This is a genomic window from Ferruginibacter sp. HRS2-29 (assembly GCF_024343615.1).
Classification (GTDB): Bacteria; Bacteroidota; Bacteroidia; order Chitinophagales; family Chitinophagaceae; genus Ferruginibacter.
The window spans coordinates 1-5,428 of sequence record NZ_RJUB01000038.1 but is presented as its reverse complement, the minus strand read 5'-3'; the positions used below and the strand labels follow the sequence as shown (position 1 = coordinate 5,428).

The 5,428-nt window shown below is 36.9% G+C and carries 7 protein-coding genes; 5 read left to right on the top strand and 2 right to left on the bottom strand.

Going from position 1 to position 5,428, the window contains the following annotated elements; all coding sequences use genetic code 11:
* The 5 genes from EGI32_RS09975 to EGI32_RS09955 all read left to right on the top strand — a co-directional run.
* Positions 1–801, top strand: an 801-nt coding sequence (locus EGI32_RS09975) for a tyrosine-type recombinase/integrase (RefSeq protein ID WP_255155248.1), incomplete at its 5' end; no start/stop codon positions are given.
* A gap of 98 nt (positions 802–899) precedes the next feature.
* Positions 900–2,102, top strand: coding sequence for an RHS repeat domain-containing protein (locus EGI32_RS09970; RefSeq protein ID WP_255155247.1), 1,203 nt, complete (start codon positions 900–902; stop codon positions 2,100–2,102).
* A gap of 9 nt (positions 2,103–2,111) precedes the next feature.
* Positions 2,112–2,321 (top strand): hypothetical protein, encoded by a 210-nt coding sequence (locus tag EGI32_RS09965; RefSeq protein ID WP_255155246.1) that lies wholly within the window; start codon positions 2,112–2,114, stop codon positions 2,319–2,321.
* A 575-nt stretch (positions 2,322–2,896) separates the two neighbouring features.
* On the top strand, positions 2,897–3,157 hold the full coding sequence (locus tag EGI32_RS09960; protein WP_255155245.1) for a hypothetical protein: 261 nt from the start codon (positions 2,897–2,899) through the stop codon (positions 3,155–3,157).
* 8 nt (positions 3,158–3,165) lie between these two features.
* Positions 3,166–3,561 carry a hypothetical protein gene (locus EGI32_RS09955; protein WP_255155244.1) on the top strand — a complete coding sequence of 132 codons (396 nt, stop codon included), beginning with the start codon at positions 3,166–3,168 and terminating at the stop codon, positions 3,559–3,561.
* A 133-nt stretch (positions 3,562–3,694) separates the two neighbouring features.
* Here EGI32_RS09955 and EGI32_RS09950 read toward each other — a convergent pair whose 3' ends face one another.
* Both EGI32_RS09950 and EGI32_RS09945 read right to left on the bottom strand, forming a co-directional pair.
* Positions 3,695–4,297 (bottom strand): hypothetical protein, encoded by a 603-nt coding sequence (locus tag EGI32_RS09950; RefSeq protein WP_255155243.1) that lies wholly within the window; start codon positions 4,295–4,297, stop codon positions 3,695–3,697.
* The coding region (locus EGI32_RS09945) for an AHH domain-containing protein (RefSeq protein WP_255155242.1) at positions 4,294–5,428 on the bottom strand (1,135 nt) is incomplete at its 5' end. The genes EGI32_RS09950 and EGI32_RS09945, both read right to left, overlap by 4 nt.

The following is a 5,428-nucleotide window of genomic DNA, read 5'->3' as shown; positions in this document are numbered from 1 at the left end:
TATATGTACCGGCAGAAAAAGTGTCATGATAATTATACCGGGCAGAATATAAAAATGATCCGTACTTTTTTCAACTGGATCAACGACAGTTGTGGCATAGCTACGGGCCCGCACCATAAAAATTTTTACATCCAGAAGGAAGAGATCGCCATCATTACGCTTACGGTAGAACAACTTCGTTTCCTGATGTTCGATAACGATTTTGAAGCGAAACTTTCGCGGCCGTTGAAACACGCAAAAGATGTTTTTGTATTGGGCTGTATGGTGGGGTTACGTTTCAGCGATCTCTGCAAGATCAAAAAAGAAAATATCGAATTGCGGGATAGTGGTCATTACCTGAAAATGCGTTCGCAGAAAACCGGTACAGATACGCTGGTAAAACTTCCGGCACCGGCAATGGATATCCTGGAGCGTTATAAAAAGAATAAAGGCACCCTGCTGCCGGTGGTATCGCTTTTCCGTTTCAATAAAAATATCAAAAAGCTGGCGGAACTCGCCGGCTGGACATACCCGCTACCTCGGCTCCGCACCAGGAAAGGCATCAAGAGCCAGTCGCAACACAACACCCTCACCCCTACCCGCTTCTGCGATGCACTCAGCAGCCATACCATGCGCCGTACCAGTATTACCACCATGCTCACCAGCGGCATGCCCGAATACGTGGTGCGCAAGATCAGCGGGCATACCAGCGATAGTAAGGCTTTCTTCAGATATGTGAGCCTGGCACAAAGCCTAATGGATAAGGAGATTGAAAAGATGCATGTGCATTTTGAGGAACGGGCGCTGGTACATACAGCGTAATTTATAACGGTTTTGCGGTGTTTATTTTGTAGATTTATGGAGGTTTTTTAAAAAAAAAGAGTTCTTTGATGAAGTGGAAAGTCTGATGGGTAGAGGGTTTGGAAGGAAGGAGTTACTATCCTTTCGGGATGCTAATGCCAGGAAGGAAATTTGATGGGGGAAGTGGGTATAGGTATGGGTTTAATGGGAAGGAGTTGGATAAGGATGGATTTTCTACTACAACATATGATTATGGATTTAGAATTTATAGTCCTGGCCTCGGCCGTTTCTTAAGTGTTGATCCATTGTTTAAATCTTATCCTTGGTACACCCCCTACCAGTTTGCTGGAAATAAGCCGATATCCTGCATCGATTTGGACGGATTAGAAGAGAAGGATAAAATTGGAAATTTAGATTTTGATATTGATAATTCTGGAAACGTGTGGGTTGGTAGTGTAACAACTGCATTTGTAGGTAAACAAAAAGAAGCGTTAAAACTTGATGAAACAAATCCGTCAAAATTAGCAGTCCTTCAACAAACTTCCTACAATGAAGTTTTTGCAAAAGTATCTGAAATTATATTAAGACATTTTGATCCAAATACAAGATGGGATTGGAGAGGGGATTATCTGGAAAAAATTGAAGCTGACCTGTCATCTCCTGAAGTACTCGAAAGTTATGAAGTCTCTGTCTATAATAGTTACACCGATTATTGCACACCAGGGCAATTAGTGACTTCTGGAACTACTATTAGCAGAGACTTAAAATCTATTGCGAGTTTTTTAATATATCAATATACAGTAGATTGGGTGCATAACGGAGGTGTAAATAAACAAGCGATAGATAAAGAAACCGATCCTAACAGGAAAATGATGCTCTTTGAGAAAATGGCAGCGGATAACCACACTGCAATTTTTAATTTTTTATTTGCGGCATTTTATTTTGCACCTGAAGGTGGTAATTCTCCATCTTTAGGGAGGGTTAGTGGTGTAAGGAATTTTTTTAATTCAAGTAAAACAAGTTCTATATCTGAACTAGTTGCTGCAGGGAATGCAATAGATAGGGCTGAATTAACTTTCGCCGGAAGAGCCCTCCAAAAACATGGAAATAGAGAAGGTAGCCTTTTTCCAAGGGTAAAAGGGACGGCTAAACAGATTAATGCACAAGGAGAAGAAGTCTTAATGAATATTTTAACAAATCCAAAAGTAGAGGTTGTGACTCGACGTCATGCGAAATTTGGTGATGTATTAGAATATAGAATTCCTGGAGGTCAAGGCGCCAGATTTACAGCAGATGGGAAAAAATTTATAGGCTTTTTATAAATATATAATATGGAAAAATACACTATAGAGATTGCCAGTGTTCCTGATAGGGAAAAAGTAGTTGCAGAAATTTGGTATTTAAATATCATGCTTGCTGAAATAAATCAGGAGAACGAAAATTTACAAATAGAATTATTCGATTCAGCAGAAAGAATAATTAATCTTGAGGATTTTTTAATCGTGCTCAATGACGCTAAATTAAAACTATTACTTGATTAGATATGGTGGTGGTGTATTGTTTATGTAGTGTAGTCCTATCTTCAACATTGTAAAATTGCAAAGTTTATAAGTTCTAGTATTTATAATATTTAAATACATAAAGTCCACCTTCTGGCGCAAGATATCTTGAGAAACTCTTACGCCAGAGGGGCAATAATTAAGCGTGAAGGGATTCCATTTATTAACAATCGCCCAGACTTTAGTCAATGGTCTAAAGGTAGTTTTACTGTAAACGGTTAAACTGGTAATAATTCAAAAGATTTTCCCCTTCTGGCGCAAGAGTTCCGCAGGATATCTTGCGCCAGAAAGGGAAAAATGTACGACCGTTGGATTAAAGCAGATAAATATGAAAAAAAGCACAATTATTTGTAATAGGTGCACTGTCGTAGCCTTTATTGATTTGGGGATTGTTTAATAAAGAAATGTTGAAAATAAATTTTAACAAGATATAGAAACTGTTCAGATTAAAAAAGCAATTTGCTTTTTTAAGGTATTACCCACTGAACCTGATGTGTCTTTACAATTATCTGATATCGAAATACCCGTATGTCTTGGGTTAAAGGATTTTCCAAAAGATGGATGTAAATAAGTACCACTTACTTGTAAATAATTTCACAACTGTACGGGAAGTGTATGAATTAATGTTAAAAAATGGATATAAGCAAGGGACATCAGTGAGATTGATTTCTTGCAATGGCGGCAAAGGTGCCGCACAGGAATTAGCTAATCTTACCGGAGCTAAAGTTATTGCACCTAAGGCTAGAACTTTAGTAGACGACGCAGGAAAGCTCATTACCGAGGATGGCAGTAAATACCAAGTTTTTAAACCAAATTAAATTAGACTATGGATTTTATATTTGTAGGATTTGATAGAGAAATAGACTCGTCTGTAAGAAATTCGCATCCATTTGATTCGATGTTTCTGGATGAACCCAATGATGAAACTTTAAGAATTAAAGTAATCCATTATTTAGAAAAAGGAACATTTTTAACAGGTGCGATGTCTTATATCTACGATAATGAAAGGCTTCCAATCGGAAATTTGGATTATTACACAGACGGGTTTGTAATTTGGCCCATTTACTATTTATATTATTTAAAGAAGTATAATAATTTTTTAATTGACGAAAGACTAATTGAACATATTCTCAATGACATTTCTCCCAATGAAAAAATAAATGATGATGTATTAAAGAAAGCCAGAAAGAGATTTGTTGACGAGTGGAGTGGAAAATATTAAAGTTGTGATATATTTATTAGCTAAAATTCTCCCTTCTGGCGCAGGTAAAATTCTGTGAAACACATTTACCATAGAGGAAATCTTATAATCATAGTTCTACTTGTTAGCGTAAGCCTATTCAGGACAAGACATACTATGTTGACACCATAACTTTTTCAAAATCCAATCCCGATAATTTTTCTTGTTGGATTTTCTTTTTGATTGTTTCTGATATATAAATAGCGGGAGTTATCTGCCATAAATTATTACTGGAGGGCAAGTGAAAAATGCTGTAATTTTTTATCTTACCAAAAGAAAACCAAGGTACTATTGCAATTTCAGTGTCTTCTACAAACATTGTTTTTTTTAAATCAAAAACATCCATCTTTTTTTTGAACTTAGGAATATAATATTTTTTCTTTTCATTGTTTGCATTAATATCCGCACTGATCCATTCTAAATTTTCGTTACCTGTCAAGTTATTTTCTATTATTGTCATTAACTTTTCTGATAACAATGGCCATGCAAGACTATTAGGTTGATAATCTAGCCATATTTTTTTTACATCTTTAAGGTCTTTGGTTTGTACTAGAGCGCCTTTTACTTCTTTGAGTAAATATAAATTAAACTCAAAAGGCAATTCATTCTTATCGGTTAATTCACCAATTAATTCATGCGCAGGTTTTGCACCTTCCGGTGCAAACGCACTCGTCACCATAGGTGAATTTTTTCCGCTTAAAAGATAATAGTTCATCATTGCCAACCAGCTTTACGTAAAAGTTGAGGATTTTTCACAACAGGATCGATAACATATTTATTAAAAAGTTTAATAAACTGTGCCTGGCTGCCTCCTGCACTTGCTGCTGCAGATTGCATACCTTTTAATACAAAGATATGATAAGCGTTTGGATGTCTACCTAAATGTGGTAATGCCATTTTATTCCAGCCACCGTCAAGGGTTAAATTAAACTGCTTAGCGATAGCAGCCATTTGAGGAGTGAAAATTTTGTTCTTATTTGTAGCAAAGTGATGTATTTGGATCGGCAATAATTTTTTAGTCGTAGGGCTAACTGTTCTAAAAACGGAACTTTTTGCTGATTGAGACGTGAATTGCCAAAATCCAATCCATGCATCTCTAGAACGGCTACCTCCTGCATTAAGATCAGACCACCAGTTAGTTACGCTTCCTTTTAATCCTGTGAATATAAATCCGGGGACTGCCCCACCGCCACCATTCTGCTTGTATTGTGAATAGGCTTGTCGCGTATCTTTAAGAGGTTCTCCATTAATGACATTGGTGGTTGCTTCCGAAAGATTAGTACCAGTAGTCATTCCAACTTTATTCCATATAGCAAACCATATTCCATTATCAAATTCTATTCCCCGCCTCATAAAAGCTTTATGTTCATTATCCCACGACCATCCCCCATTTTCACCTTCTATGTAAAAATAGGTTAGTCGAAAATCCGCTTTTGTATCGGTACCTAGATTGGTTGAAACTGTGTGTACTTTAGAATTTTTGTTTCCAACTAGTACCATGTCTCCATTTGGAGCAATAGCATCTACAGCTCCTTTCTGATGATCTGTTTTTATAGTTGAACCTCTCGCGGGTGGATCGGGATCGTTACCATCATTTCCGGCATCGTCTCCATCAATATCACTAAGAACAATGGGACTTCCACTAAAACATAAATATGGGCTTTCAGACTCTTTTAAAATAGGATCTAAATTCCACCTTCTTCCAATCCTGCTATCATATTCCCAATATTCAGCAGTAGTACTTCCATCAAAAATCTCATCACTTTTCTCCTGCCCATTAAACCCATACCTGTACCCACTTCCCCCATCAAATTTCCTTCCTGGCATTAGCATCCCGAAAGGATAGTAA

Bases quoted from the DNA above. Each gene is read 5' to 3' on its own strand.
- EGI32_RS09965 (WP_255155246.1), top strand. From the start codon at position 2,112: ATGGAAAAATACACTATAGAGATTGCCAGTGTTCCTGATAGGGAAAAA.
- EGI32_RS09950 (WP_255155243.1), bottom strand. From the start codon at position 4,297: ATGATGAACTATTATCTTTTAAGCGGAAAAAATTCACCTATGGTGACG.
- EGI32_RS09955 (WP_255155244.1), top strand. From the start codon at position 3,166: ATGGATTTTATATTTGTAGGATTTGATAGAGAAATAGACTCGTCTGTA.
- EGI32_RS09960 (WP_255155245.1), top strand. From the start codon at position 2,897: ATGGATGTAAATAAGTACCACTTACTTGTAAATAATTTCACAACTGTA.